Below are 23,216 nucleotides of genomic sequence, written 5' to 3'. Positions count from 1 at the left end.
GGTACCTACCATGCCGACCCCGTTCATTGCCCCCAAAAGCGACACGTCTCTAGCCCGTCTAAAAAAGATCCGCCTCAGGTTAATCCTGGGGCTGACTGTACTGACCCTGAGCACCTACTTCGGCTTTATCCTGCTGGTAGCCTTTGTTCCCCACTGGCTGACCCTGCCGCTGTCGACAGAGTCGCGGCTGACAACCGGAATCGTGGCGGGAATTGGCCTGTACTGGTTCTGTGTCGCTGTCACCGGCTTCTACACCTGGTACGCCAACCGCCACATCGATCCGCTGTTGCGTGAAATGCAGCGCTCGGCCGACGCTAAAGGCACCCAGCTCCAAGTTGATCAATCGTCAACTGCGGGCGCCACGGCCAGCAGTTCGGCGTAACCTGCGAATATTTTATGGGCCAACGCCTTGGCCCCCTTCACCGAGGGGGCCAAGGTACGTCCTGCAAGGCTGACCGAGCCGAAACGCGCGCTTCGTTGCAGCGGCGGACTCAAGGCGATTTCCTGCAACCGACCGCCGCCCAATGCCTGCCAAAAAGCCGGACGGCTGCCAAAGATCACCGAGCTCCCAGCCAGAGCCAATGCCTCCAGATCTGCGAGCACATCAGTCTGAAAATGAATAGCCGCCTCGATAGATCCCTCAAAATACACATCCAGGTCAGCCATGGCCCACGCAGACAACTTGATGCAACCCAAGGGGTAATCCAACAACTCGGCCGGGGTGACCAGGCTTCTTTGCGCCAGAGGATGGTTGGCGGCGCAAAAAAAACCGCTGCGCCAACTGGGTAACGAATCGACCTGCAAATCCTGCCGATAGGACAGCAGTGCCACATCGCCGAAAAAAATGTCGATTTTCTCCTCCAGCAGCAATCTCAACAACTCTTCATAAGTGCCGCCTTTGACGGTCAGCCGTACCTGCGGTGCATTCAGGGCAAAATGCTCCAGCAGTGGGGTCTTGAGCAGGGCGGCTGCCGTCGGCCCGAAACCCAGGGCAATCTCTCCATACTCACCGCGCCGCACCAACTCGATGTCCCGGCGTAACTCATTGAGTTCGGCCAGTACCTTACGCGCCCGTTCGGTAAACACCTCGCCGTAGGGGGTCAGCTCAACACCAGTGGGCCCGCGATCAAACAACTGAACCCCAAGTTCGGCCTCGATCGACTGAATGCTCCGAGTCAGGGCCGGCTGACTCAGGTTGACCTCGATACTGGCTCGGGTGAATGTCAGGTGCTCTACCAGCCCCAGGACGTGACGCAGTTTCCTAGTATCCATTTTTCTCTTTCTTGACTGTCGGATCTATTGGACATAGCCAAGGACAATCCTACAAAAGCCCACCTGCGTCCATATTGATCTGGCATCGCGGGTTTCGAGTTTCTGCTTTTGGCTGTTTTCTCGTCACGAATATTCGCTTCAGCGACGTAATGCTTCAGTGACCACTTCACATCCGAAGCCGAGGCAGCGCCTTCGGCCTCAAGTTTGTTCGTGTAAGCATCCAACAGGTTTTGAAAGGTGCCAGCGGCTATCACCACTTCTTTTTCCACTCGGCACAGATCACGCGCGCCAGTCAGGCTCATTGCTGGCCACGTACCGAGTTTGGTTTTGATTTTCTTTCCATCCAGTCGACGCTGGAAATAAAACTCTTTGGTGCCGGTAGGTCGCACCCTCAGCATCAAAACGCCTTCGCCTCTCGCACTGCGTCCATCCGAAACTGTGTATTCCCGTTCCTCAGGTTTCATTGCCCTGATCTGTTTATCCGTAAGCATTTGGGGGCCGTATCTGGGGGCCGTTAGGCCAGAACATGGAGGTAATCGGCGGAATAGCATGAAACTGACCACCTAGCGAAAAGCCTTGATCTAGAGAGGTTAAACACGCACAAGCATACCTTACGCGTCTGTCTGATACTCCACCCACCATAGTTTCCCAAGCTGATAACGAGGGTTCGATTCCCTTCACCCGCTCCAATCGAATTTTGGTCTCACGTTGAGGTGGTTTTGACGGGGGACGTAGAGATAGAAAAAAACCGGTCCTGAGTGGCCGGTTTTTTTATGCCTGAAAATTGAGCTACGCAGCGCTTCGGTAGGGATGCAAAACCCTGCAATACAGAAAACACCTCATTTGAGGTTATCCCCAAACCCTCTCCTCAAGCCCTCCTAGACTGGTTTCTTCGCACCTGACCAGAGCCGCCAAAGAAGGCTCAGTGGTTATAGTGTTGATCATAAAAAATCAGTAGGCATAGTAACCACCTAAGCACACCACAGGGAGGTGATGTGAATAGCCGATTTTTGATAAGCCAAATCGTTGCGGATGGATGGTACCTGGTTCGAATCAGGGCTGGTGACAGTTCCTCACCCGAAAAAGGATCTGCTCAAAAAAAACGGCTATCAGTATTTTGCAACAGGCGCTGCTCTGAGGATCTCCATGCGCGGCGTCACAGGAGGACAATGAACATGCTTTATCCGATTGCGATTTCAATAGGCGATAATGAACACGCTTGGGGCGTGGAAGTACCCGATATTCCTGGCTGCTTCTCTGCCGGTGAGGATTTGGACGATGCGATGGCCATGGCTCGCGAAGCCATTGAGGGTCATTTCGAAATCCTGGCTGAAGACGGTTCGCCGATTCCAGCCGCGAACAAGGTCACTTTGCATGCGGCCAATCCGCAGTACGCACGCTGCACGTGGGCTTTGGTGGATATTGATGTCACCAAGTATCTGGGCAAAGCCCAGAAGCTGAACATCACACTGCCCGGCTACCTGCTCAACCGAATCGATGAGTACGTACTGCATCATCCAGAAGAGAAAAGCCGTTCAGGTTTTCTCGCCTCGGCAGCACTTAAGGTATTGCAGCAAAACTGATGAACTTATTTCAGGGACGTATCTACCGGCCCTGAGTGGCCGGTTTTTTGTGGGTGGGATTTAGTGAACCGTTGTTCTTCGGCCTAAGTGGCCAGTCAGTGACTGCAAAATCAGGTGTAGATCAACCATTCACTGGTGGCCCTGCTAGCGTTTTTCTTGCGCCTATCAAGGATTTCGTCAATGCAATAGGGTTTCAGGGGCTCGCGACCGCTATGGCATTGCACTGGTACGGTTGCATCTCGTCAATGCGAAGACGACCACCTCCCAAAACGGGAGGACTTGCGGTGCGAGTGATTGCAAAAGGGACATTGAGGGAATTTTGGGAAAGCAGTTCAGCCTACACTGACGCAGAAACACCGCTTGTTGAATGGTATCGACATATGGAAAAAGCCGTTTATCGCACGCCTCAAGAGGTCAGGGCGGAGCTGAGAATTGCCAGAATTTTCAAGGGCGGCAGGGTTGTATTCAACATCGGCGGCAACAAATATCGCGTGATTCTGGCAGTCGACTATCAACGACAGCTCGGCTTCATCAGATTCGTTGGCACCCACGCCCAATATGATCAGATCAACGCGGAGACCGTGTAATGAACATTAAACCTATTCGCAGCCAAGAAGACCTGACTGATGCATTTGCTCGATGGAGCAACTGTGGGGGGCAGACATTGGTTCACCTGAAGGCGATGAGCTGGAAATTCTGGCGCTGCTCATCGAAAAATACGAAGACGAGCATTACCCAATGCCGCCGTCCGATCCGATTGAGGCCATCTTTTGAGCGCACTTGGCTGCCTCTTTTTGGTGGCTGTGCGTGGGAGACCTTAGGGTCTGCCGGTTTTACCATGGCCCGGTTCGCCAACCCGCGTACAGCTACCACCCTATTGTTTGGCGACGATTGAGTGGTAGATCTTCCTCCTATCATGCTGATCAATCTTGAAAGAATATATGGCTTTAACCAGCAACGCCGACGATCTACCTTCCCTGTTCGTCAACACCACCCAACCGCTGCACTCACTGCTCAGCACGGCCAGTTACAGAGTTCGGGCCGTGACGCAGATCCTGGAAAACCTCGCAATGCGAGGTGATATCACCACTGACTCGGTCATCCTCAGCGATTTTGCATTGCTCCTCTGTGTGCCTTTGCGCGACGGTTGCGATGTGCTGGATGTCATCGCTCGACGCATGGATGCAGAACCATCCTGACGTGATAGCGGGCGCCTTTCGGGGCGTCCTTTGCGTTTCATGGCCGACTATTGTGACGTATCACGGTGGCGAGGGTGCTTGCTCCCTCGCCACAGGTTCAGTGTGTGCTTACCGAGTCGCGACAATAAACAACCGCGGAAACGGCAACAGCACCGAACCATCGCTCAACGCCGGATAAGCCTGCTCTATCGCAGCATGGTATTGCTTGAGGTACTGCACCTTTTCCGCGGCATCCAGCGGTTCAAGAAACGGCCGCAAACCGCTGCCCTTGAACCACTCGACCACACCCGCCGCACCGCCCGCCAGCGGATGATGGTAAGTGGTGCGCCACACATCGACGCGCGTGCAGTGCGGTCGCAGCATCGAGTAATAATTGCCGGCACTCGCCATTTCCGTGCGTTGCCCGGCGGCGTCCGCCAGTTTGCTGGCCCAAGGGCCTTCGGCGGCCACTTCGCGCATCAGGCGATGGGACGGTTCGTTGAGGTTGTCGGGCATCTGAATGGCCAGGCTGCCGCCCTGGGTCAGTCGGGCGGCCAGCGACGGCAGTAACGTCGCGTGATCGGGCAGCCACTGCAACACGGCGTTGGCGAATATCACATCGAACGGGCCGCTATTGTTCCAGGTTCCGATATCAACGATGTCGAACTGCACGTTTGGCAAACGCTTGCGAGCGGCCTCGATCATGTCGGTCGAGCTGTCGACGCCACGCACCGTGGCGTTAGTGAAGCGCTCAACCAGCAACTCGGTCGAATTACCGGGCCCACAACCGATGTCGATGGCCGAGCGCGCGTCCACGGGCGCAATCGCAGCGAGCAAGTCGCGCGCCGGGCGGGTGCGTTCATCTTCAAAAGCGACGTATTGTTTGGCGGACCAACTCATTGCGTTCTCCTGTCGGTGTGTTGTGGGCCAGAGGCCGACAACCGGTCCGATACGATACCTCGACCAACGCATACGGCCCTATCCCGGCCTTTGTCCAACGCAACAAATTGACCGCTCGTCGATCCAGCCATAAAGCGATTTTGACAGTCTGAATATCGCATCTATAGTCCAATCGCGGCCCGTCGGAAGGAACCCGAACCTGTTGGTTTGCACGCAAGGAGCAAGGCCAGCTCATGCCCGTGACAGGTGGATTCCGCCCGTAGTGTTTGCGCAACGACCGCAAGGCAAGCAATCGTTGTTGTGCCTGGAAAGATGCCAGGCGTTCACTATGAAAAAGGAGCTTCACTATGTCACGAGTCACGGATGTACTGGTTTCAATCGACACCGAAACCATTCTGAAAAACTACCCCAATATCAGCAAAAACCCTGCCGCGCCGACGATGATCGACGTCAATCATGTGTACATGGTCACCAACCAGAACAACGTGGTCAGTGGCCAGGCCGGTGGCGAACTGAACTTGAAAGCACAAGTGGGCGACCTGATCCGCTGGCGGGAAACCAGTCTGTCACAGAGTTTTGAAACCGCCGTGATTTTCTACAAATTCATCGGCAATGTCGGCAACGAGCTGATCTCCACCCCCACGCCGCGCAAGGCCACAGCTTGCGTTGCCGTCCCTAACACCAGTAATCCTTCGGTGCCAAGCTGCCAGAAAGTCGATAACCATTACTGGTCTTCGGAAACACTTTCGTGCGGCAGCGTGACCTACCACTTCCACTTCCTGATCGTGGACCGCGATTGCAAGATCGTCGGCTGCTGTTCGTGGGATCCGTTCATTACCATCCGTAACTGACGAGAGTCTGGCCCCTTGGCAACAAGGGGCTTGCCACGCAAGTTGCCGCCTCGACAGGAACGGGATGTCTTGCGTGAACCGAAGCGGCTGCCGTCATCTGCCAACATCATGAAAGGAATCCATGATGACTTCCGAACCGATCAAATCCCCTTCATCCAGCGTCGCGACCGCGAGCAATGTATTGCTGATCGTCGATGCCGAATCGTTACTTTCACGCTATCCGCAACCCAGTCTCATGCCGCAATTACCTACGGTGATTGAGGATGGATTTATCTTTTCCATCGGCGGACTAAAAAATACAACTAATGACAGTAATTTGACTTTAAACGCGGATAACGGGACGACATTCCTTATCCGTGCAAGAACCGTCAGTTTGCTCGCCGAGCACAGTGTGGTGCTTTACGAGATGTCCGTGGGCGACGCCGGCGTACTGTCAGCGCCCAAGTTGGTGGTCCATGGCAACATGACGGTACCTACGCCAGCCCCTGAAAACCCGACCGAGCCAGGTAACCATGTGGCTGACGATCATTATTGGGAATGCACTTACCTGTCCTCCGGGGTGGAGGCGTGTGAGCTGAATTTCATGCTGATCAATAAAAGCTGCGAGGCGTTGGGTTACTTCAGTTGGGCGGTTGAAATAACCCTAACTGACTAAACGCAACTTGTAGCAGCCGGACGCAGGCTCCGCCAGCTGCTACAAAACTCGCCTCACCGCCGAATCCGGGAATGTAAGTAGAATTTTCAACACGCCGTCGCTGTCTGAAATTCAGGCGCATCCCTATAAGGAACACGGCAATGAAATTCGCAAAAATCTCGCAGAAACTCGCTCTGTAGGCCAGTAGCCCCAAGACGTTTATGGCGGCGTTGCTTCTGATTGCGCTGTGGGGCTTGAGTGGGCCGGGTTTTGGTTTCAACAACACTTGGCAATTGGTCATCAACACGTCCACCACGATCATCACGTTCCTGATGGTGTTCCTGATCCAGAACACGCAGAACCGCGATACCGACATCCTGCATTTGAAAATCGATGAATTGTTGCGGGTGAACAAGGAGGCGAAGAACGCAATGCTGGGGCTGGAGGTACTGGACCTCGAGCAACTGGAGGCGCTGCGCAAGCACTATCGCGCCATGGGCGAAAAAGAGGTGCATGACCTGGCGGGGCTGGCGACGTCGAGCCAGCGCAAACAGAATTTGAATGAGTGCTCAGTAAAATGAAACGGCGCGTGATGTGAGTCACGCGCCGTTGGCTTTAAATGCCACTATCGACCGGCCTGCAACGCCCTGGCCATTTGCAGATGGTTTTGCAGTTTGGGCAGGGTTTCTTCGGCGAAGGCTTTGAGTTCCGGCACGTCGGTGCTCTGCGCTTCCTGCTGAAGTTGTTCGATGGCTGCCTGGGTGGTTTTCACCTGACTGGCGGCGTAGGCCTGATCAAAGGATGCACCGTCCATCACTTGCGGCATCAAGGCTTTGGCCTTGTCGACTACTTCTTCACGCGGGGCCACCGGCAAATCCAGTTGTTTGGCGATTTTTGCCAGGTGCTGGTTGGCGGTAGTACGGTCATTGATGACGACGATGGTGTAGTCCTTGACCTCTTTGGATTCGGTTTTCTGGTGTGCCAGTCGACTGGCTTCAATGTCGGCCATGCCTTGGGCCGAGGTATCGTTGATGAATTCTGCAGGGGACTGGGCCAAAGCACTACTGGCACACAGGCCCAGTAATGTGACAAAACCTGCATGACGTATTCGGGTGGCCATCCTGTTCATGGTCGCGCCCTCCTTGTAAAAAAATTCAAGCGGGAGCTTTCGCCCCCGCCCAAAACCATCTTCAACCACTACTTTGATTTCTGACCACGTTTGCGGCCCATTTCGGGTTTCGTAGAGTCTTTATCGACAGTCGTGGTCGTGGTTTTCCCACCTTTGCGACCAGCTTCAGACGCCTTCGCTCGATCATTGGCGAAGTTTCCCGAATTCGAGTTTCTTGAGTTAGGCATGATTCTCTACCTCTTGGTGATGACCTAGGCGAGCAGCAGCCCGCATAAAATCAGAATGGAAACACCCCAAAAGGTTTAGTAAACCTGAAAGCGCCGCGACGAACGGCGGCGCAGTTTCAGACTTCGAGCCGCAGATGATGTTGGCGCTTGGCGGTGTACATGGCCTCGTCGGCATGCCTGAACAACTGCTGTTCTTCGGTGCCGTGCTCGGGGAAATGAGCGACACCGATGCTGATCTGGATGTTCAGGCTGTGCCCGTCCAGACGCAGTGGCTGCGCCAGGACCTGAAGGATTTTTTCCGACACACGGTCGGCATCCTCCGAAGCGTGGATGCTGTGCAGCAACACTACAAACTCGTCCCCGCCGATGCGTGCCACGGTGTCGGTTTCGCGTACGCAACCCTTGAGTCGATTGGCCACCGCTTGCAGCAGCATGTCGCCCACCGCATGCCCGTGGGTGTCGTTGACGTCCTTGAAGCGATCAAGATCGACGTACAGCAACGCCATCCGCCCGCCATCTTCCCGAGCCAGCGCCAATGAAGCCTTGAGACGATCACGCAGCAGCTCGCGATTGGGCAGTTGAGTCAGTTGGTCGTACTGGGCCATTCGCTGCAGCCTGGCATTCAATTGCTTGCGCTCGATGGCGGTCGCGACCTGAGCACAGACGTATTGCAACAGTTCCTTGTCCTGCTCGGTGTAGCGCTCGCCCCCAGCTACGCTTTTGACGATGAGCGCGCCGATGGTGCCGTTTTTCGAGTTCAGAGGCACACCCAGCCAGCACGACGAATTCGGACCGGCGACCGACATCTCAAAGCCTGCCTGCGAATTGTCTTGTTCCGGGGTCAGTAAAATCGGCTGACCACTACGGATCACTTCCGCGCACAGGCGCCCGGTCATGGTGCCAGGCTGCTCGGGTTGCAGTTCAACGTCGTCGACGTGATAAGGAAAATTCAGCTGCGCGCAGTGTTCGTCATACAGCGCCACAGAGAAATTCAGCGCGGGCAGCCATTCGCCGATGATCAAGTGAACGCGTTTGAACAGCGTCAGTAAATCTTCCGCTGCGTGGGCCGCTTCGGAGATCGCATACAACGCTGCTTGCCGGGATTCGGCCTGCTTTCGTTCGGTAATGTCCCGCGCCACCGCGATGCGCAATTGATCGACTTCCGACCAGCGCGCCGACCAGAGGATATGCACCACTTGGCCGTCCTTGCGCAGGTAACGGTTTTCGAAGTTGAGTTTAGGCTCGCCGCCCATGATCTCCCGCGCAGCGTCGAGGGTGCGCTGGCGATCAGCAGGATGCACCAGATCAATCATCGATTGACCGATCATCTCGTCGGGGGAGTAACCGAAAATGCGCTCGAAAGCCGCACTGACAAAAACGAAGCGGCCTTGCTTGTCGACCGCGCAAACGGCGTCCAGCAATAGATCGATGTAGCTCGCCAGCGGCGCGGAGTTACTGTTTGCCATGGTGCCCTGCATGTGGCCTCAAGCCTTGTTCGTGACCAGCCCCGGCAACGCATGCGCCAGGGCATTAATGGCAAAACCGATAAACATGACCCCGCACAACCGGGTGATCGCCAGTTCATGTCGCTGATACAAGGTACGAACCTGCCGCGCACCGACGATGCCGATGAGGATAGCGTAGGCGATCAGGCCACCGACGAAGCTCAGGACAATCAACCACGGCAGCATCGACCAGTGCAGCAGTTCTGCGCGACTCGATAACAGCGCGGTGAACGTGGCCACCGCCACCGGGTAAGCCTTGGGATTGGTCAGACCGAACACAATGCCGTGCCAGAACGGTTGGCGAGCCGGGCCTTGAGGAGCCTCGGCACTGCTGCGTTTCGCCCGAACGGCGCGCAAACCGAGCCAGAACAAATAGAGACCGCTGAGCACGCCCAAGACATCGAACGCTGTGCTGCCAATTTCCCGTGCACCGACAATCGCGATCAACGCGGTGCTGCACCAGACCACATCACCAAGCAAATGCCCGCACAAAAAACCCGCCCCTGCCCGCCGACCGCGCGCCGCGCCAATGCCGAACACCGCCAACACACCCGGCCCCGGCGTGATGCCGTAGATAAAGCCCGAGGCGAGAACAGCCATAAGCAGCGATGGGGTCATGGGAAGTCCTGATGAACCAATGAGCGAATGGACGCCAGTCTATCCCAGCGCCCGCGCCACAATCATCAACCGCACGCTATTCCCTCGTTAATCCGCCCATTCAACCAATTCAACGCCTGATCCCCTCCCCGCCGCTTGTGCCACGCCAATACAAACGTAAACGACGGAATATGAAACGGTGGCGGCACCACCACCAATGACCGCACATCGACATCGCGCAGCCCACGCGAAGCCACCGTCAGAATCAAATCCGAACCACTGATGAATTCCGGCGCCACGCTCCAGTGCGGCAGGCTGACGGCCACTCGACGGCGCTCGCGCAACGCAGTCAGCGCCCGTTCGATTTCCGGCGTGCCGCTGCCGCGCATTTCCAACAGAACATGCGGGCGGGCGGTTTGGGGGGGGCTTTATTTCGTTGGCGCTGATGCTGCTGCCCAGGCTCGGGGCGTCGGGATTTATTGCTTTAGCACTGGCGGGACAGGTGGTGGCGTCGTTGGCGCTGGATCGCTTTGGGTTGTTTGGGTTGGTGGAGCGGCAAATGACCTCGCCGCGAGTGATTGGGGCGGTTTTTTTGCCAGTCGGTGTGGCGTTGATTCAGTTCAGTGGGACGCCGGCCATGGGATTGGTGACGTCGGGTTGAGGGGTCAACTGACAGTGAGATGTTGACTGTCAGACCGCCATCGCGAGCAGGCTCGCTCCCACCTTTGATCGGCGGCGTGGCACAGATCGAGTGTGGGAGCGAGCCTGATCGCGATAGCGGCCTGTCTGACGATACGGATCTCAGAACTTGTCGAGGGTGCGCAACTTCTGCGGCAATCCCCACATCAACAACGCAACGGCGATCAGCGCGCAGACTCCGATGACATACAGTGCCGGCGTGGTGCTGCCGGTCAGGTCCTTGATCCGCCCGACCATCACCGGACTGACGATGCCGCCAAACTGACCGAGGGTGTTGATCACCGCAATCCCGCCCGCCGCCCCTGCGCCGGCACCGGCCAGCAGTTTCGGTGGCAGGGTCCAGAAGCTCGGGATTGACGCAATAATCCCGGCACCGAGCAAGCCCAGCGCAACAATCAGGAAGGTCGTGTGGTTGGCGAAGATCCCGGCGCAGAAGAACCCCACCGCGCCCACCGCCACCAAGCCTGCGACAAACTTGCGCCGCTCCCCGGTCGAGTCTGACAAGCGGCCGATCACCACCATGCTGATCGCGCCGCAGATGTAAGGGATGGCAGTTAGCAGACCGATCATCACCGGGCTTTCAGTGCCCGCACTGCGGATCAGTTGCGGGGCCCAGAAATTCAAGCCGTAGGACGCCACCTGAATCAGGAAGTAGATCAGCCCCAGCGTCAGGAAACCTGGAATCCGCAGCGCGGCGAGCAGCGAGCCGCCACTCTTATGCGGTTCATGGTGCGCGATGCGGCTGGCCAGCAACGTCTTCTCTGAAGGCGTCAGCCAATGGGCGTCTTCAATGCGATCCTTGAGCAGCGTCAGCACCAGCAAGCCGAGGCCGATGCACGGCACGCCGCCGAGCAGAAACAGCCAGTGCCAGCCACGCATGTCGAGGAAGCCGTCGAGGTGTTGCAGGACCAATCCGGAGAACGGTGCGCCGACCAGACCGGCAAACGCCGACGACAGAAACAGCATCGATGTGATCCGCCCGCGATAGTGCTGCGGGAACCACAGCGTCAGGTAATACAGGACTCCCGGTGCAAAACCGGCTTCCATCGCGCCAATCACAAAGCGCAGCGCATAGAACTGCCATTCGCTGTTGACGAAGACCATGGCAGCGGTGGCGAGGCCCCAGGACATCATGATCCGGGCGATCCAGCGCCGCGCGCCGACCTTGTACAGCATCATGTTGCTCGGCACTTCGAACAGCACGTAGCCGACCACAAACAACCCGGCGCCGAGGCCGTAAGCGGTGTCGCTCAGGCTCAGGTCGGTCTGCAACTGGAACTTGGCGAAGCTGATGTTGATGCGGTCAAAAAACGCGAACAGGTAGCAGACCATGATCAGCGGCATCAGGCGCCAGGCGACCTTGCTGACCAGGGCTTTTTCTTCGTCGTGGCTAACGGACGGGCTCGCGCCCGCCTCCAGTACTTTGAGGCTCATGGTGGTTCTCCAGGCGGACTTCCCGTGGGTATCCGATTGTTTTTGTTGTCTGGTTGAGTGGCTCTATATGGGAGCTTTACTGTGGGAGCGGGCTTGCCCGCGATTTCGGTCTGACATGCAGCAATGATGTCGACTGACACTCCGCTATCGCGGGCAAGCCCGCTCCCACAGGGGATTTCGGTGCGGTCAGGACGGGCTTGGGTGCAGGTCACAATTGCGTCCGGCCTTGGCCAGTTGACCGGGCACTTCGTGGCCCAGCAGCGTGGGCAATCCTCGGGACAAGCGCAGCAGCAGCGGCAGATCGATGCCGGTGTGGATGCCGATTTCATCACACAGGTTGACTAGATCTTCCGTGCAAATATTGCCCGAGGCACCAGGCGCAAACGGGCAACCGCCGAGCCCGCCGAGCGCTGCGTCAAAGCGTCTGGCACCCGCCTCATAAGCAGCCAGCACGTTGCACAAACCGAGGCCGCGGGTGTTGTGGAAATGCAGGGTCAAATCCGCCGGCGAAACCCGTTGCAAGACTCGACGGACCAGGCGGTCAACCTGTCGTGGATTGGCCATGCCGGTGGTGTCGGCCAGGGTAATGCCCTGAATCCCGAGTTCCTGATAGGCCTCGACGATTTGCAGCACGCGATCCTCATCAATCTTGCCTTCGAACGGGCAGCCAAAGGTGGTGGCGATGCTGCCATTGAGCCGCACCTGCGTGCCGCCCACGTAATGCACGATCTCGCCGAACGCGGCCAACGAGTCTTCGCAGCGCATGCGCATATTCGCCAGGTTGTGGGTCTGGCTGGCGGACATCACAAGGTTCAGTTCATCGGCCCGCGTCGCCAATGCCCGTTGCGCGCCCTTGAGGTTGGGGATCAACGCGACGTAGATCACCCCCGGTTGTCGGGTGATGCCCTTGAACACCGACTCGCCATCGCGCAATGCCGCAATGGCTTTGGGCGACACGAACGAGCCGGCTTCGATACGGCTGAAACCGGCCAGCGACAGCTGATCGACCAGGGCAATCTTGTCGGCGGTTTCGACCCAGGTCGGCTCGATCTGCAAACCGTCGCGCGGGCACACTTCCTGAACAATCAGGGTTTGGGAAAAGTCAGTGATCATTGCACCACCCCTTCAGTTTTCAGGCGTTCGATATCTGAATCCGTCAGGCCCAGCCCGGCGAGAATCCCGTCGGTGTGCTGGCCCAGACTCGGCCCCGACCAATTCACGCCGCCAGGGGTTTCCGAGAGTTTCGGCACGATGCCCGGCATCTTCACGGTGGCGCCGCCCGGCAGGTCGGCACTGAGCAGCATGTCCCGCGCCTGATAATGCGGATCGGCGACGATGTCGGCCACCGAATAAATGCGCCCGGCGGGGACTTCAGCAGCTTCCAGCGCCGACAACACGGCGTCGATGGGCAGGCTGCTGGTCCAGTGGGTGATCGCGGCGTCGAGCACATTACTTTTCAATGCACGGCCATCGTTATGGGCGAATTCCGCTGCATCAGCCAGATCGCGCCGACCGATGACCTCCATCAAGCGCTTGTAGATCGGGTCGCTGTTGCCGGCAATCACCACATAAGCGCCATCGGCCGTCAGGTAGGTATTGGACGGAGCGATGCCCGGCAAAGCGCCACCGCTGCGCTCACGGACATGGCCGAGCATGTCGTATTCCGGCACCAAGCTTTCCATGACATTGAACACGCTTTCGGCCAGCGACACATCGACCACTTGCCCACCGCCCTGCCCGGTCTTGACCCGCAGCAGTGACATCAAGGCACCGATCACTGCGTGCAGCGACGCAAGGGAATCACCGAGGCTGACACCCACCCGCGCCGGCGGTGAGCCGGGGGTACCGGTGGTGTAGCGAATCCCACCCATGGCCTCGCCGATGGCACCGAAACCCGGACGATCACGGTAGGGGCCGGTCTGGCCGTAACCGGAAATCCGTACCAGCGTCAGGTTGGGATTGAGGGCGTGCAACACGTCCCAGCCCAAGCCCAGTTTTTCCAGGGCGCCGGGGCGCAGGTTTTCGATCAGCACGTCGGCGCCGGTCGCCAGTTGCTTGACCAGTTCGATGCCTTCGGGGGATTTGAGATTCAGCGCCAGCGACTTCTTGTTGCGCGATTGCAGGTACCACCACAGCGAGGTGCCTTCGTGCAGTTTTCGCCACTTGCGCAGGGGATCGCCCAGGCCCATGGCTTCGATCTTGATCACTTCGGCGCCGAACTCGGCGAGCATGCGCGCGGCGAAGGGGGCGGCGATCAGCGTGCCGATCTCGATCACTTTGATTGCACTTAACGGGGCAGTCATCGCGGGGTACCTCTTGTTCTTGGAATAGGTGCCAAGGCTAGAGGAGCGAGGGGTGAGGAATCCAACCTTCAGTTGGCAATGGGCGTTCGTCAAACGCGAACGCTCTGGAAGATTGCCGCGGCCTCAGGTCAGTCATCGCGAGCAGGCTCGCTCCCACACTGGATCTGCGGCGTCCACAAATCCCCAAGGAGTGAGCCTGCTCGCGATGAGGCCGGCACATCCAATGAAGAAATTTCAGACCGCCCCACGCAACTGCTCAAACAACATCCGGCTCACCGGCGACAACCCCGCCTCATCCCGCACCACAATAATCAACGCCCGATCCGACCATTCATCCGTCAACGGCACCGCATGCAGCCCCAACGCCCGGCCAAACAATTCATAAGCCTTCTGCGGCAAAATCCCGATGCCCATGTTGGCCTGGACCATCCGGCACATCGCATCAAAACCCGGCACATGAATGCGCAACCGCAACACCTTTCCCGCCTGACGCGCCGCCGCATGGGTACGCATGTTGATTGAACTGGCGGAATGCAGCCCGACGTAATCACTGTCCAGCGTGTCGGCAAACGCCAGGCTAGAACGGTTGGCCAAGGGATGATCGGGCAGCATCATCACCACCAGTTTGTCCTGCCGGTACAGCACGCTGTGCAACCCTTTGATGTCGCTGTCGATGGAGCAAATGCCGAGGTCCGCCACGCCATCCAGCACCCCCTGAATCACCCCGCCGCTGGGACGTTCTTCAAGGTCGGTCTTGACCTGCGGATGGCGCTCGGAAAAGTCCCGCAAGTCCTCGGGCAAAAACTGAATGATCGCCGACAGATTGGCGAGCATGCGCACATAGCCGCGAATGCCGTGGCTGTGCTCGCCCAGTTCGAGGCCCATTTTCTCAACGTTGAACAGCATTTGCCGGGCATGGTGCAGCAAGGTTTCGCCAGCCGGCGTCAACGCCATGCCTTTGGCCTGGCGCACGAACAGACTGATTCCCAACGCCTCTTCCAACTCCATCAAGCGCTTGCTGGCCGCTGACACTGCGATGGCTTCACGCGCGGCAGCACGGGTCAGCGTGCCCTCTTCGTGGACGGCGACGAACAGCTGGAGGGTGATCAGGTCGAGACGGCGAATCAGGCTTTTTTGCAGCATGGAGGGCTCGATGACTTCTGTGCGGCGGAATGGGCAGGATAACCGGGTTTTGCCTCACATCCACACAGCCATCGCCCTACACACAAATCTCTTGTAACACTCAACCGAACCGGAAACAGCCGATTCAGCGGCAACGTCGCACTCTGTAAAGTCTGGCAACACACACGGACGGCTTCACCACTCAAGGACAGACACTTCAAATGGACCAGACAACGCACGCGGCAAATACCTTCACCAACTATCGAAAACTGATCTCGCTGGCCGATCACGACTGGGAAACCGCAGAAGCAGGAAAAGTCGCGGGGCTGAACGTCGACATCAGAAGCAGCAACCGCATGGTTGACCAGCACGGACGCGCGTTTCATCACTTCTGCACCACCTCCTACCTGGGCCTGGATCACCACCCCGACTTGCTCGACGGCGCCATGACCACCTTGTGGGAAACCGGCACCCTGCGCATCGCCAACTCGAAAAACCGCTGCAAACTGGCGATCCTCGATCAGTACGAAACCGAGCTGTCAGCATTGTTCGGCGCCACGTGCCTGAGCACCTTGTCATGCAGCGCGGCAAGTGCCGGCATCCTGCCTCTGTTGGCCAGCGGTGTGTTCACCGAGAACCGGCCGCCGGTGATGGTATTTGACCGCTTGGCGCATGACTCGATGAATCACCTCAAAGCCGCCTGCGCCGATGAAACCAGGGTCGTGACCAGTCCGCACAACGACATGGACTTTCTGGAAACCCAGTGCCAGCAAAACACCAGGGTCGCGTATGTTGCCGACGGTGCGTACAGCATGGGCGGGGTCGCCGACATGGACAGTCTTTTGTACCTGAAGGACCGTTATGGGTTGTTTCTCTACCTTGACGACTCCCATGCGCTATCCACCGTCGGCACATTTGGGGCAGGCCTGGTGCGCCCCAGGTTTCAGGCCCTGGAAGATGACGGCCTGATCGTCGCCTCATTGGCCAAGTCATTTGGCGCTAGCGGCGGGCTGGTGATGCTGGGCAATGAACGGCAGAAAAAGCTGATTCAACGTTACGGCGGCCCCAGCAATTGGTCGCAAAGCCTGAACAGCGCGGCCATCGGCGCGGGCAGAGCCTCCATCCAGCTGCATCAAACACCGGCATTTGCTGCGTTACAGGAAAAACTTCAGGTTAATATCCGGCTCTTTGACAGCCTGATCCGTACCGCACAGCACGGCAGCAATATGCCGATTCGCTTGATCCACTGCGGTGAGGCGGTGCTGGGCAACCGCATCGCCATCGAATTGGCCAATCTCGGCTTCTTCACCTCGGCGGTGTTTTTTCCGCAGGTAGCACAAAGCAAGGCTGCTCTGAGAATCACCTTGCGGGCGGACATGGAACCGATGCTGATCCGCCACTTTTGCGAGCTCGTCACCGAGCTTTTATGCACAGCCGCCGGGGTCGTCGGCGACTGAACACCAGGGAAGTTGTCATGAAGAGCCGCACCACCCTCCTCGTCACCTACAGCACGGTTTTTCTCGCTCAACTGGGCATGAGCATTTACCTGCCGGCGCTGCCGGAGATGGCTCGGCACCTGTCTGCCGATGCCTCGCAGGTGTCCTGGGGCCTGGCGGTGTACTTGATCGGGATGGCATTGCCGATGTTGTTCTGGGGCAGCCTCGGTCAACGCATTGGTCGTAAACCGGTATTGCTCGCGGCGCTGGGCATTTATGGGCTGGGCAACCTTGCACTGCCGCTGGGCCAGACACTTGAAGCGTTTCTGTTTTTTCGGCTGCTTCAAGGCATTGGTGCCAGCGGGATTTCAGTCATGGCCCGGGTGTTGATCCGCGACAGTTTCCGCGGCGATCTGCTGGCAAAGGCGTTGTCGTGGATTTCGATTTCGTTCGTGATAGCGCTGGGAATCGGCCAGTACCTGGGGTCGGTTATTCAGGTGGCGCTGGGCTGGTCCGCGATCTTCTATCTGTTGGGGGGCGCGAGCCTGTTGATGGCGACGGTTGTGGCGCGGGTCCCGTTTGCGCGGCTGACCGAGGACAATGTGCAGTTGTCTGCATGGCCGAGTTACGGGCGCATTCTGTGCGATCGTGCCTTCCTGCTACCGGCCCTCACCGGCGGCCTCGGTTATGGGGTGATCGTCGCATTCAACACCGCCGCTCCGTTGATTCTGCAAGGTCCGTTCAATTGGTCGGCGGTGGAATACGGGTTGCTGGGGTGGCCGATCAGCGCGGCGTATTTTTTGGGGGCGTTGGGGGTCAATGGCTTGGTACTGCGCACCGGTCAGCGTCGATTGATGACGACCGGCGTCGGGCTGGTGCTGGCGGGGAGTGCGATGATGTTATTGGGCAGCTTCGTCGGCACCACCATTGCGCTACTGTTCTGGTTGCCCTATTGCGTGGCGGTGTTGGGGCAGTCGCTGACCTACCCCATCAGCCTTTCCCTGGCCAACGACGGTTCACCGGTCGGCGGTGCCTATGCGATGGCCCTGAGCGGTTTTATTCATCAACTGATGGCTGCCGTGATTGGCGCGATTGCCAGCCTGATTGCCAGTGAGCAAGCGTGGCCGCTGTCGTTGTTGTGCACATTGCTGGCAGTGGGCGCGATGCTCTGCGTACTGCTCGCGCCGGGTCGCCAAACTACATGTTGATCTGACTCGATGCCCGGCCGTGATAAAGTCGCCGCCCATTAGCCCCTTTGCTTCGAGACGACCACCGCAATGACCGATTTCCAGGATGTTGATGCCCAACTTGAAGACTGGAACGCCTTGCGCGCTACCGCATCGTTCAGCGGCCTACTGGTGGGTAACGGCGCCAGCCGTGCGGTGTGGGACGATTTTGGTTACGACTCGCTATTCGAAAATGCACGCACCGTCGAAGAAAAACCCCTGAGCCAATCCGAGCTGAGTGTGTTCGAGGCGATGCAGACGCGCAGTTTCGAACAAGTACTGAGCGCACTGAAAACCACCAGCCGCGTGAATAAGGCGCTGGCTGTCAGCTCCGCCGCACCGCGCAATCGCTATTACGCGATCAAGGAAGCGCTGATCAACACCGTGCACGCCGTGCATATTCCGTGGCGGCTGGTGGTGCCTTCGACCCTGGCGACCATCAGTCAGGAACTGGGCAGCTATCAGACGGTGTTCACCACCAACTATGACTTGCTCAACTACTGGTCCATCCAGCATCAGCCGGACGCGATCACCGATCTCTTCCAGGGCACCGAGCCGGGCTTTGACCTGAGCGCCACGGCGACCGATAAAACCCGCTTGCTGTACCTGCACGGTGGTTTACACCTGGTGCGCAATCAGGACGGTACGGCGCGCAAGCTGATGTCGACCGAGGGCACATTGCTTGGCAGTTTCGCGATCAACAATACGATCAAGACCCTGGATGACGTGCCGCTGTTCGTGAACGAAGGGCCGGCGCAGGACAAGCTCAAGACGATTCGCAGCTCGGATTATCTGTCGTTTTGTTATGACCAGTTATTGGGGCATGGCGACGGGTTGTGCGTTTTTGGTCATGCGCTGGGCGAGCAGGACAGCCATATCGTTCATGCGTTGCGCCAGGCGAAACCGTCGGTGGTGGCGATCTCGATTTATCCGCGCAGCAAGGCGTTCATTCAGCATCAGAAGCGGCATTACGCGAAGGTGTTTGAGGGGACCGGATCGCAATTGCGGTTTTTCGATTCCAAGACGCATTCGCTGGGGAGTCCGAAGCTGACGGTTCCAGTCGAGGTTTAGTGGCGACCCGGCGAGCCACTTCGCGAGCAGCCTCGCTCCCACCTTTATCGCGTTCCCCCAGGACAAATGCGGTCGAAAGTGGGAGCTTGGTTTAGAGCACAGGCAAGGTCTTGTCCTTGATCACCTTGGTCGGCCCGTTGGCTTTCACACTGGCGATGCCTTTTTCCCGTGCGGCCTCGGAGGAATAGGCTTCGCTGCTGCCGATAATTTCGTGGTTGGCGGCCTTGAGGTTGAAGTAAGGATGGCCATCCTTGGTGGTCTTTTTCTCGTAGCGCTCATCCAGCGGACTGTTTTTTTGCACCGAGGCAATGCCGTTGTCGGCCGCGCTGCGGGTGGTGTAATGCTCGCTGGCCAGAATGGTTTCGGCATTGGCCGCCTTGAGGACAAACCGAAACTGGCCGTTGCTGGTTTTGCTCACTTCATACCATCCAGACATGCTCTATCTCCTTGGCAATTGAGAGGCTTTGCGCTTCAGATTAAAGACCACGTCAAGGTTTCTGTCGCCTGTACCGGCCCCTTCGCGGGCAAGCCCGCCCTCACATTGGAATGCGATCCCCTGTGGGAGCGAGCCTGCTCGCGATTGGGTCAACACGATTTTCGCTACTTCACCACCGCCCGAACCACCGACAACTCCGGCACAACCACCCGCCGCTGACTCAGATAGCGCATACAACTCACCCGCAAAAACGACGCAAAATTCACCACTTCCCCGCGGTAATCCATCACCTCTTCATACAGCTTGGCGATCAGCTGATTCGTGGTCATACCGTCGACTTCGGCGATTTCGCTGAGGATGTCCCAGAACTGGTTTTCCAGCCGCAGGGTGGTGACCACCCCGCAGATGCGCAGCGAGCGGGACCGCGATTCGTAGAGGATCGGATCGGCCTTGACGTAGAGCTCGCACATGGACAAATCCCTCGTTACAGCGTGATTTTGGTGCCCAGCAACCCGAGGAAACCGGCGAGCCAGCTCGGGTGCGCCGGCCAGGCCGGGGCAGTCGCCAGATTGCCTTGAACATGACCTTGCGTCACCGGGATGTCGATGAACGTACCGCCGGCCAGGCGCACTTCTGGGGCACAGGCCGGGTAGGCGCTGCACTCGCGCCCTTCGAGAACGCCGGCCGCCGCCAGCAGTTGCGCGCCATGGCACACGGCAGCAATCGGTTTGCCGGTCTTGTCAAAGGCGCGCACCAAATCCAGGACTTTTTCGTTCAGGCGCAGGTATTCCGGCGCTCGGCCACCGGGGATCAGCAGCGCGTCGTAGTCGGCTTCAGCGACCTTGGCGAAGTCGAAGTTCAGGGCGAACAAGTGGCCAGGCTTTTCACTGTAGGTCTGGTCTCCTTCGAAATCGTGGATCGCCGTGCGCACAGTCTGGCCCGCGGTTTTGTCCGGGCACACGGCGTGTACGGTGTGACCAACCATCAGCAGTGCCTGGAACGGCACCATCACTTCGTAGTCTTCGACGTAATCGCCGACCAGCATCAGGATTTTTTTAGCAGCCATGGGGAGGACTCCTCTGGGGGAACATTCGCAGGAATATTCAAGGTAGTCCTTATCCGCGGGGTCGGGTAATAACCTGCTACTACCTGATAGACCGCGTCATCGTTCATCGCGGGCAAGCCACGCTCCCACAGGTGATCGCATTCCCATGTGCGACTCGGTTAACTGTGGGAGCGTGGCTTGCCCGCGATGGCGTCCTCAACTGTACGGATAACTCTGCGCCTAGCTGTAACAGCGCAGCCGGCGCGGTTTGTGGCTAGATGAAGACTCTTCCTCCACTCTGAATTCTGGTTGCCATCATGACCTCGCGCGAAAACACCGGCATGGCCCTCGGCCTGCTCGGTGTTGTGATCTTCAGCCTCACCCTGCCCTTCACACGCATCGTCGTGCAGGAACTCCATCCCCTGCTCAATGGCCTCGGTCGTGCGCTGTTCGCGGCGGTGCCGGCGGCGATGCTGTTGCTGTGGCGTCGGGAGAAATGGCCGACCTGGAAACAGGTCAAAGGCCTGACGTTGGTGATCGCCGGGGTCATTCTGGGTTTTCCCGTATTGTCGGCGTGGGCCATGCAAACCTTGCCGGCGTCCCATGGTGCCTTGGTCAATGGTCTGCAACCGCTATGCGTGGCGCTGTACGCCGCGTGGTTGTCCCACGAGCGACCGTCAAAAGCCTTCTGGGCCTGTGCCGCGCTGGGCAGTGCGTTGGTGTTGGGTTATGCGCTCATCAGCGGTGCCGGCAGCATTCAGGCCGGTGATTTGCTGATGCTCGGGGCGATTGCGGTGGGTGGCCTGGGTTACGCCGAGGGCGGACGCCTGGCCAAGGAAATGGGTGGCTGGCAGGTTATCTGCTGGGCGCTGGTGCTGTCGACACCGCTGTTGATCGGGCCAGTGGTGTACCTGGCGCTGCAACATCAGGGTGAGATATCGGCCAAGACCTGGTGGGCGTTTGGTTACGTTTCGTTGTTCTCGCAGTTCATCGGCTTCTTCGCCTGGTACGCCGGGCTGGCGATGGGTGGGATTGCTCGGGTCAGTCAGATCCAGTTGTTGCAGATCTTCTTCACGATTGCGTTTTCGGCGCTGTTCTTCGGCGAACACATCGAACCGATCACCTGGCTGTTTGCTGCCGGAGTAATCGTGACCGTCATGTTGGGCCGCAAGACCGCGGTTAAACCCGCACGCATTGCCACCGCCTGAACTGTAGGAGCCCGGCTTGCCGGCGATGGCGTACTCGAAATCGCTATCGCCGGCAAGCCGGGCTCCTACAGTGTTTAGAGGTAGCCGTCAGCCCGCAGCAGGGTTTCCAGGCAATGTTCGCTGATGTGGTAGAAATCCTTCAGTTCCTGAATCTTCACCAACAGCTGGGCCGGGTCCGCCGGCTCGGCGCGTTTGACCGCCAGAATCATCTTGTTCTTGTTGGTGTGGTCGAGCGAGATGAACTCGAACACCTTGGTTTCATAACCGCAGGCTTCGAGGAACAGCGCGCGCAAACTGTCAGTGACCATTTCTGCTTGCTGACCCAAGTGCAAACCGTATTGCAGCATCGGCTTGAGCAGTGCCGGACTCTGGATTTGCAGGCGGATCTGTTTGTGGCAGCACGGCGAGCACATGATGATCGAGGCGCCGGAACGGATGCCGGTGTGGATCGCATAGTCGGTGGCGATGTCGCAGGCATGCAGCGCGATCATCACGTCCAGTTCGCTCGGCGCCACGCTGCGCACGTCGCCGCATTTGAACACCAGCCCCGGGTGCTCAAGCTTCGCGGCGGCGGCGTTGCACAGGTTGACCATTTCTTCGCGCAACTCGACCCCCGTCACCACGCCTTCGGCGTTCAAGGTGTTGCGCAGGTAATCGTGGATGGCGAACGTCAGGTAACCCTTGCCCGAACCGAAATCCGCCACCTGCACCGGCTTGTCCAGCGCCAGCGGTGAGGTAGTCAGCGCATGGCTGAAGACTTCGATGAACTTGTTGATCTGCTTCCACTTGCGCGACATCGCCGGGATCAGCTCGTGCTTGCTGTTGGTCACGCCGAGGTCGGCGAGGAACGGCCGGCTCAGATCGAGGAAGCGGTTCTTCTCGCGGTTATGCTCGGAGGACGGTACTTCACGCAATTGCTGAGGTTTGCTCTTGAACAGCGAAGACTTGCTCTTTTTGCTGTATTCGAGCTGGGCTTCGTCGGTCAATGACAGCAAATGCGCATTTTTGAACGAAGCCGGCAGCAGCGCGGCGATGGTCGCAACGCCTTCGGCAAGCGGCAGATTCTTGGTGATGTCGCGGGTTTTATAGCGGTAAACGAAGGACAGACAAGGCTGATCCTTGACCGTCAGCTGCTTGATGATCAGGCGCTGTAAATCCGTTTCAGTGCCGACGTACTTGGCCAGCACCAGTTTGATGAAGGTGTTGGCGTCGAGGCTGGTTTGCAGCAGGTCGATGAACTGGGCGTGGTGATCCGGCGCGAGGCTGGCGGGAGTGGCGGTGACGGACATGAAAAAACGGCCTCGGGCGGAGCGAATCGAAGAATGGCGGGTATTTTAGGGGGGATGGCCTCTGGGGACAC

25 protein-coding genes and 5 pseudogenes are annotated in these 23,216 nt (G+C 58.2%); 14 read left to right on the top strand and 16 right to left on the bottom strand.

What is annotated here, in order from left to right:
- Positions 1–10 precede the first annotated feature (10 nt).
- The gene (locus tag AC3ISI_RS06210) at positions 11–382 is read left to right on the top strand and encodes a DUF485 domain-containing protein (RefSeq protein ID WP_489335951.1); all 372 of its coding nucleotides are present in this window, start codon (positions 11–13) and stop codon (positions 380–382) included.
- On the opposite strand, the gene AC3ISI_RS06205 is transcribed toward AC3ISI_RS06210, so the two are convergent.
- Both AC3ISI_RS06205 and AC3ISI_RS06200 read right to left on the bottom strand, forming a co-directional pair.
- A complete protein-coding gene (locus AC3ISI_RS06205) occupies positions 340–1,272 on the bottom strand; it encodes a LysR family transcriptional regulator (RefSeq protein WP_489335950.1) in 933 nt (310 codons plus the stop codon). The two genes, AC3ISI_RS06210 and AC3ISI_RS06205, sit on opposite strands and share 43 nt — an antisense overlap.
- Positions 1,233–1,763, bottom strand: a complete 531-nt coding sequence (locus AC3ISI_RS06200; RefSeq protein ID WP_489335949.1) for an Arm DNA-binding domain-containing protein — start codon at positions 1,761–1,763, stop codon at positions 1,233–1,235. The genes AC3ISI_RS06205 and AC3ISI_RS06200 overlap by 40 nt, the downstream gene beginning before the upstream one ends.
- Positions 1,764–2,267: 504 nt before the next feature.
- On the opposite strand from AC3ISI_RS06200, the pseudogene AC3ISI_RS06195 reads away from it, so the two are divergent.
- From AC3ISI_RS06195 to AC3ISI_RS06175, 5 genes and pseudogenes are all read left to right on the top strand, one after another.
- A pseudogene (locus AC3ISI_RS06195) lies at positions 2,268–2,410 on the top strand (type II toxin-antitoxin system HicA family toxin).
- A gap of 37 nt (positions 2,411–2,447) precedes the next feature.
- Entirely contained in the window at positions 2,448–2,855 is a 408-nt protein-coding gene (locus tag AC3ISI_RS06190; RefSeq protein ID WP_489337637.1) for a type II toxin-antitoxin system HicB family antitoxin, read from the top strand.
- A gap of 284 nt (positions 2,856–3,139) precedes the next feature.
- On the top strand, positions 3,140–3,442 hold the full coding sequence (locus AC3ISI_RS06185) for a type II toxin-antitoxin system HigB family toxin (protein ID WP_489337635.1): 303 nt from the start codon (positions 3,140–3,142) through the stop codon (positions 3,440–3,442).
- Positions 3,442–3,623: pseudogene (locus tag AC3ISI_RS06180) on the top strand (helix-turn-helix domain-containing protein); the annotation flags it as partial. The gene AC3ISI_RS06185 and the pseudogene AC3ISI_RS06180, both read left to right, overlap by 1 nt.
- Before the next feature lie 161 nt (positions 3,624–3,784).
- Positions 3,785–4,054: a short-chain dehydrogenase gene (locus AC3ISI_RS06175; RefSeq protein ID WP_489335948.1), complete on the top strand. Its 270-nt coding sequence runs from the start codon at positions 3,785–3,787 to the stop codon at positions 4,052–4,054.
- A 108-nt stretch (positions 4,055–4,162) separates the two neighbouring features.
- Here AC3ISI_RS06175 and tam read toward each other — a convergent pair whose 3' ends face one another.
- On the bottom strand, positions 4,163–4,933 hold the full coding sequence (gene tam, locus AC3ISI_RS06170) for a trans-aconitate 2-methyltransferase (RefSeq protein ID WP_489335946.1): 771 nt from the start codon (positions 4,931–4,933) through the stop codon (positions 4,163–4,165).
- 347 nt (positions 4,934–5,280) lie between these two features.
- Between tam and AC3ISI_RS06165 the strand changes: the two genes are divergently transcribed.
- From AC3ISI_RS06165 to AC3ISI_RS06155, 3 genes and pseudogenes are all read left to right on the top strand, one after another.
- Positions 5,281–5,784: an inclusion body family protein gene (locus tag AC3ISI_RS06165; protein ID WP_489335945.1), complete on the top strand. Its 504-nt coding sequence runs from the start codon at positions 5,281–5,283 to the stop codon at positions 5,782–5,784.
- Positions 5,785–5,908: 124 nt separating this feature from the next.
- Positions 5,909–6,439 carry an AidA/PixA family protein gene (locus tag AC3ISI_RS06160; RefSeq protein WP_489337633.1) on the top strand — a complete coding sequence of 177 codons (531 nt, stop codon included), beginning with the start codon at positions 5,909–5,911 and terminating at the stop codon, positions 6,437–6,439.
- Between the two features lie 140 nt (positions 6,440–6,579).
- Positions 6,580–6,999 (top strand): annotated as a pseudogene (locus tag AC3ISI_RS06155) (low affinity iron permease family protein).
- Positions 7,000–7,043: 44 nt separating this feature from the next.
- Here AC3ISI_RS06155 and AC3ISI_RS06150 read toward each other — a convergent pair.
- From AC3ISI_RS06150 to AC3ISI_RS06130, 5 genes and pseudogenes are all read right to left on the bottom strand, one after another.
- The gene (locus tag AC3ISI_RS06150; protein ID WP_489335944.1) at positions 7,044–7,547 is read right to left on the bottom strand and encodes a DUF4142 domain-containing protein; all 504 of its coding nucleotides are present in this window, start codon (positions 7,545–7,547) and stop codon (positions 7,044–7,046) included.
- 68 nt (positions 7,548–7,615) lie between these two features.
- A complete protein-coding gene (locus AC3ISI_RS06145) occupies positions 7,616–7,774 on the bottom strand; it encodes a KGG domain-containing protein (protein ID WP_489335943.1) in 159 nt (52 codons plus the stop codon).
- Between the two features lie 116 nt (positions 7,775–7,890).
- Positions 7,891–9,240, bottom strand: a complete 1,350-nt coding sequence (locus tag AC3ISI_RS06140; protein WP_489335942.1) for a sensor domain-containing protein — start codon at positions 9,238–9,240, stop codon at positions 7,891–7,893.
- Positions 9,241–9,258: 18 nt separating this feature from the next.
- Entirely contained in the window at positions 9,259–9,897 is a 639-nt protein-coding gene (locus tag AC3ISI_RS06135; RefSeq protein WP_489335941.1) for a LysE family translocator, read from the bottom strand.
- Positions 9,898–9,962: 65 nt separating this feature from the next.
- Positions 9,963–10,301: pseudogene (locus tag AC3ISI_RS06130) on the bottom strand (type 2 periplasmic-binding domain-containing protein); the annotation flags it as partial.
- On the opposite strand from AC3ISI_RS06130, the pseudogene AC3ISI_RS06125 reads away from it, so the two are divergent.
- A pseudogene (locus AC3ISI_RS06125) lies at positions 10,280–10,537 on the top strand (DMT family transporter); the annotation flags it as partial. The pseudogenes AC3ISI_RS06130 and AC3ISI_RS06125 overlap by 22 nt on opposite strands.
- Before the next feature lie 140 nt (positions 10,538–10,677).
- Here the strand turns inward: AC3ISI_RS06125 and AC3ISI_RS06120 are convergent.
- From AC3ISI_RS06120 to AC3ISI_RS06105, 4 genes are all read right to left on the bottom strand, one after another.
- A complete protein-coding gene (locus AC3ISI_RS06120; RefSeq protein WP_489335939.1) occupies positions 10,678–12,009 on the bottom strand; it encodes an MFS transporter in 1,332 nt (443 codons plus the stop codon).
- 186 nt (positions 12,010–12,195) lie between these two features.
- Positions 12,196–13,122, bottom strand: coding sequence for a hydroxymethylglutaryl-CoA lyase (locus AC3ISI_RS06115; RefSeq protein ID WP_489335938.1), 927 nt, complete (start codon positions 13,120–13,122; stop codon positions 12,196–12,198).
- The gene (locus tag AC3ISI_RS06110; protein ID WP_489335937.1) at positions 13,119–14,312 is read right to left on the bottom strand and encodes a CaiB/BaiF CoA transferase family protein; all 1,194 of its coding nucleotides are present in this window, start codon (positions 14,310–14,312) and stop codon (positions 13,119–13,121) included. Before AC3ISI_RS06110 ends, AC3ISI_RS06115 begins: the two co-directional genes overlap by 4 nt.
- Positions 14,313–14,546: 234 nt before the next feature.
- The gene (locus tag AC3ISI_RS06105) at positions 14,547–15,455 is read right to left on the bottom strand and encodes a LysR family transcriptional regulator (RefSeq protein ID WP_489335936.1); all 909 of its coding nucleotides are present in this window, start codon (positions 15,453–15,455) and stop codon (positions 14,547–14,549) included.
- A 200-nt stretch (positions 15,456–15,655) separates the two neighbouring features.
- Between AC3ISI_RS06105 and AC3ISI_RS06100 the strand changes: the two genes are divergently transcribed.
- The 3 genes from AC3ISI_RS06100 (at position 15,656) to AC3ISI_RS06090 (ending at position 19,167) form a co-directional block, all read left to right on the top strand.
- Positions 15,656–16,891, top strand: coding sequence for an aminotransferase class I/II-fold pyridoxal phosphate-dependent enzyme (locus AC3ISI_RS06100; RefSeq protein WP_489335935.1), 1,236 nt, complete (start codon positions 15,656–15,658; stop codon positions 16,889–16,891).
- A 17-nt stretch (positions 16,892–16,908) separates the two neighbouring features.
- A complete protein-coding gene (locus tag AC3ISI_RS06095; RefSeq protein WP_489335934.1) occupies positions 16,909–18,078 on the top strand; it encodes a multidrug effflux MFS transporter in 1,170 nt (389 codons plus the stop codon).
- Between the two features lie 69 nt (positions 18,079–18,147).
- Positions 18,148–19,167, top strand: a complete 1,020-nt coding sequence (locus tag AC3ISI_RS06090) for a DUF4917 family protein (protein WP_489335933.1) — start codon at positions 18,148–18,150, stop codon at positions 19,165–19,167.
- 91 nt (positions 19,168–19,258) lie between these two features.
- Here the strand turns inward: AC3ISI_RS06090 and AC3ISI_RS06085 are convergent, their stop codons facing one another.
- From AC3ISI_RS06085 to AC3ISI_RS06075, 3 genes are all read right to left on the bottom strand, one after another.
- Positions 19,259–19,603, bottom strand: coding sequence for a YegP family protein (locus AC3ISI_RS06085; protein WP_489335932.1), 345 nt, complete (start codon positions 19,601–19,603; stop codon positions 19,259–19,261).
- Positions 19,604–19,767: 164 nt separating this feature from the next.
- Positions 19,768–20,073: a ribbon-helix-helix domain-containing protein gene (locus AC3ISI_RS06080; protein ID WP_489335931.1), complete on the bottom strand. Its 306-nt coding sequence runs from the start codon at positions 20,071–20,073 to the stop codon at positions 19,768–19,770.
- 14 nt (positions 20,074–20,087) lie between these two features.
- The gene (locus AC3ISI_RS06075) at positions 20,088–20,669 is read right to left on the bottom strand and encodes a DJ-1/PfpI family protein (protein WP_489335930.1); all 582 of its coding nucleotides are present in this window, start codon (positions 20,667–20,669) and stop codon (positions 20,088–20,090) included.
- Positions 20,670–20,965: 296 nt separating this feature from the next.
- On the opposite strand from AC3ISI_RS06075, the gene AC3ISI_RS06070 reads away from it, so the two are divergent.
- Complete coding sequence (locus AC3ISI_RS06070) at positions 20,966–21,856, top strand: DMT family transporter (protein ID WP_489335929.1); 891 nt, start codon at positions 20,966–20,968, stop codon at positions 21,854–21,856.
- A gap of 74 nt (positions 21,857–21,930) precedes the next feature.
- On the opposite strand, the gene AC3ISI_RS06065 is transcribed toward AC3ISI_RS06070, so the two are convergent.
- Entirely contained in the window at positions 21,931–23,145 is a 1,215-nt protein-coding gene (locus AC3ISI_RS06065; RefSeq protein WP_489335928.1) for a class I SAM-dependent methyltransferase, read from the bottom strand.
- Between the last annotated feature and the right edge of the window lie 71 nt (positions 23,146–23,216).

The organism is Pseudomonas sp. GL_139_B (assembly GCF_057834475.1).
The sequence above is the reverse complement of the archived record's forward strand: the minus strand, read 5'-3'. Positions and strand labels throughout refer to the sequence as shown.

What these genes read in the sequence shown, in the direction of transcription:
- AC3ISI_RS06210 (WP_489335951.1), top strand. Translation starts at nt 11, where the DNA reads ATGCCGACCCCGTTCATTGCCCCCAAAAGCGACACGTCTCTAGCCCGT.
- AC3ISI_RS06205 (WP_489335950.1), bottom strand. Translation starts at nt 1,272, where the DNA reads ATGGATACTAGGAAACTGCGTCACGTCCTGGGGCTGGTAGAGCACCTG.
- AC3ISI_RS06200 (WP_489335949.1), bottom strand. Translation starts at nt 1,763, where the DNA reads ATGCTTACGGATAAACAGATCAGGGCAATGAAACCTGAGGAACGGGAA.
- AC3ISI_RS06190 (WP_489337637.1), top strand. Translation starts at nt 2,448, where the DNA reads ATGCTTTATCCGATTGCGATTTCAATAGGCGATAATGAACACGCTTGG.
- tam (WP_489335946.1), bottom strand. Translation starts at nt 4,933, where the DNA reads ATGAGTTGGTCCGCCAAACAATACGTCGCTTTTGAAGATGAACGCACC.
- AC3ISI_RS06165 (WP_489335945.1), top strand. Translation starts at nt 5,281, where the DNA reads ATGTCACGAGTCACGGATGTACTGGTTTCAATCGACACCGAAACCATT.
- AC3ISI_RS06160 (WP_489337633.1), top strand. Translation starts at nt 5,909, where the DNA reads ATGACTTCCGAACCGATCAAATCCCCTTCATCCAGCGTCGCGACCGCG.
- AC3ISI_RS06150 (WP_489335944.1), bottom strand. Translation starts at nt 7,547, where the DNA reads ATGAACAGGATGGCCACCCGAATACGTCATGCAGGTTTTGTCACATTA.
- AC3ISI_RS06145 (WP_489335943.1), bottom strand. Translation starts at nt 7,774, where the DNA reads ATGCCTAACTCAAGAAACTCGAATTCGGGAAACTTCGCCAATGATCGA.
- AC3ISI_RS06140 (WP_489335942.1), bottom strand. Translation starts at nt 9,240, where the DNA reads ATGGCAAACAGTAACTCCGCGCCGCTGGCGAGCTACATCGATCTATTG.
- AC3ISI_RS06135 (WP_489335941.1), bottom strand. Translation starts at nt 9,897, where the DNA reads ATGACCCCATCGCTGCTTATGGCTGTTCTCGCCTCGGGCTTTATCTAC.
- AC3ISI_RS06120 (WP_489335939.1), bottom strand. Translation starts at nt 12,009, where the DNA reads ATGAGCCTCAAAGTACTGGAGGCGGGCGCGAGCCCGTCCGTTAGCCAC.
- AC3ISI_RS06115 (WP_489335938.1), bottom strand. Translation starts at nt 13,122, where the DNA reads ATGATCACTGACTTTTCCCAAACCCTGATTGTTCAGGAAGTGTGCCCG.
- AC3ISI_RS06110 (WP_489335937.1), bottom strand. Translation starts at nt 14,312, where the DNA reads ATGACTGCCCCGTTAAGTGCAATCAAAGTGATCGAGATCGGCACGCTG.
- AC3ISI_RS06105 (WP_489335936.1), bottom strand. Translation starts at nt 15,455, where the DNA reads ATGCTGCAAAAAAGCCTGATTCGCCGTCTCGACCTGATCACCCTCCAG.
- AC3ISI_RS06100 (WP_489335935.1), top strand. Translation starts at nt 15,656, where the DNA reads ATGGACCAGACAACGCACGCGGCAAATACCTTCACCAACTATCGAAAA.
- AC3ISI_RS06095 (WP_489335934.1), top strand. Translation starts at nt 16,909, where the DNA reads ATGAAGAGCCGCACCACCCTCCTCGTCACCTACAGCACGGTTTTTCTC.
- AC3ISI_RS06090 (WP_489335933.1), top strand. Translation starts at nt 18,148, where the DNA reads ATGACCGATTTCCAGGATGTTGATGCCCAACTTGAAGACTGGAACGCC.
- AC3ISI_RS06085 (WP_489335932.1), bottom strand. Translation starts at nt 19,603, where the DNA reads ATGTCTGGATGGTATGAAGTGAGCAAAACCAGCAACGGCCAGTTTCGG.
- AC3ISI_RS06080 (WP_489335931.1), bottom strand. Translation starts at nt 20,073, where the DNA reads ATGTGCGAGCTCTACGTCAAGGCCGATCCGATCCTCTACGAATCGCGG.
- AC3ISI_RS06075 (WP_489335930.1), bottom strand. Translation starts at nt 20,669, where the DNA reads ATGGCTGCTAAAAAAATCCTGATGCTGGTCGGCGATTACGTCGAAGAC.
- AC3ISI_RS06070 (WP_489335929.1), top strand. Translation starts at nt 20,966, where the DNA reads ATGACCTCGCGCGAAAACACCGGCATGGCCCTCGGCCTGCTCGGTGTT.
- AC3ISI_RS06065 (WP_489335928.1), bottom strand. Translation starts at nt 23,145, where the DNA reads ATGTCCGTCACCGCCACTCCCGCCAGCCTCGCGCCGGATCACCACGCC.